Genomic DNA, 1,573 nt, shown 5'->3' with positions numbered 1-1,573 from the left:
GCCTGCCGATTCGCGGTCTTGCCCAACAACTGGCTTACCAGAGCGAATTGGCGGCCGTGGAAGGCGTAACGATGCGCCTGCGTGTTCCGCTGCCCCCGCTGACCGACGCCAACGTCGTCGAGCGCCTGGAGGCAGCATTGACAGAACACTTCGGCTCGCCCGTTCGCGTGGTGTGCGATATCGGGCCTGCGCGCGCCACCGCGGCGGCTGTCGATGCCGAGCAGCGCGCTGAGCGTCAACGCAATGCCGAAGACGCCATCGCCGCCAACCCGTTTGTGCAGGCGTTGGTGCGGGATTTTGCGGCGCAGGTCGTCCCCGGTTCGATCCAACCGCACGCGCACTGAACCGCATCCCCAGACCTGAACATTGAACATCGGCGCGCCCACTGAGCGGCGCGCCTTGCATGACCCATTTCAAGGAGCAACGACCATGATGAAAGGCCAGATCGCCGGGCTGATGAAGCAGGCCCAGCAGATGCAGGAAAACATGAAGAAGGCGCAGGAGCAACTCGCCCTGATCGAAGTGGAAGGCGTGTCGGGCGCTGGCCTCGTGAAGGTGGTGATGACCTGCAAGAACGACGTGAAGCGTGTGTCGATCGACCCGAGCCTTCTGGCCGAAGGCGAGGACAAGGATCTGCTCGAAGACCTCATCGCCGCTGCGTTCAACGACGCCGTGCGAAAGGCCGAGGCCACCACGCAAGAGAAGATGGGCTCGCTCACTTCCGGCCTGGGCGGCATGGCGAGCATGTTGCCGCCCGGCTTCAAGCTGCCGTTCTAATCGACGCTGATCAGGATCGCGCCATGGTGCTGGAATCTGCGCTGCTGCACGTCAGGCCCGGCCAGGAAGCTGCCTTCGAGGCCGCCTTCGCCGAGGCGCGTCACATCATCGGCGCGATGCGGGGTTTCGTTACGCTGTCGCTGTTGCGCTGCATCGAGAAGACCAGCGATTATTTGCTGCTGGTGCAGTGGCAGACGCTGGAAGACCACACCATCGGCTTCCGGCAGTCGCCCGAATACCAGCGCTGGCGCGCGCTGCTGCATCACTTCTATGACCCGATGCCGGAAGTTCTGCACCACACGACGGTGCTGGAGCACGCGTGATGCGTAACGCTCCGGGCACGCCGTCGGCGCTGCAGATGCTGGTTGAGGCCCTGCGCGTGCTGCCGGGGGTCGGCCCCAAGTCTGCCCAGCGCATGGCCTATCACCTGATGCAGCATGACCGCGAGGGCGCGGCGCAGCTGGCCCAGGCGCTGTCCGACGCGACGGAATCCATCCAGCATTGCAGCCGCTGCAATACCTTTACCGAGCAGGAAGTTTGCGAGACCTGCCTGGACACGCGCCGCGATGCATCGGTCCTGTGCGTGGTGGAAACGCCCGCTGATCAGATGATGATCGAGCAGACGCTGACGTATCGCGGCCAATACTTCGTGCTGATGGGCCGGCTCTCGCCGCTGGACAACATCGGCCCGAAAGAGATTCACCTCGAACGCTTGCTGGCCCGCGCAACCGATCCTGCGCTGGGCGGACCGTGCACCGAGGTCATCCTCGCCACCAACTTCACCAGCGAAGGCGAG

At 64.3% G+C, this 1,573-nt stretch carries 3 protein-coding genes and 1 pseudogene; all 4 read left to right on the top strand.

Going from position 1 to position 1,573, the window contains the following annotated elements:
• Nucleotides 1–344, top strand: a pseudogene (locus FUT88_RS25450) (DNA polymerase III subunit gamma/tau); the annotation flags it as partial.
• 85 nt (nucleotides 345–429) lie between these two features.
• Nucleotides 430–777: a YbaB/EbfC family nucleoid-associated protein gene (locus FUT88_RS25445; RefSeq protein WP_009238427.1), complete on the top strand. Its 348-nt coding sequence runs from the start codon at nucleotides 430–432 to the stop codon at nucleotides 775–777.
• 23 nt (nucleotides 778–800) lie between these two features.
• Nucleotides 801–1,100, top strand: a complete 300-nt coding sequence (locus tag FUT88_RS25440) for an antibiotic biosynthesis monooxygenase family protein (RefSeq protein WP_147213469.1) — start codon at nucleotides 801–803, stop codon at nucleotides 1,098–1,100.
• Nucleotides 1,100–1,573 (top strand): recombination mediator RecR (recR, locus tag FUT88_RS25435; RefSeq protein ID WP_147219329.1); only part of this gene is annotated, 474 nt, incomplete at its 3' end. The genes FUT88_RS25440 and recR, both read left to right, overlap by 1 nt.

Source organism: Ralstonia sp. TCR112 (assembly GCF_007997035.1).
In the GTDB taxonomy this organism is placed as follows: domain Bacteria; phylum Pseudomonadota; class Gammaproteobacteria; order Burkholderiales; family Burkholderiaceae; genus Ralstonia; species Ralstonia edaphi.
Note: the sequence above shows the minus strand (reverse complement) of the source record. Positions and strands in the feature narration are given on the sequence as shown.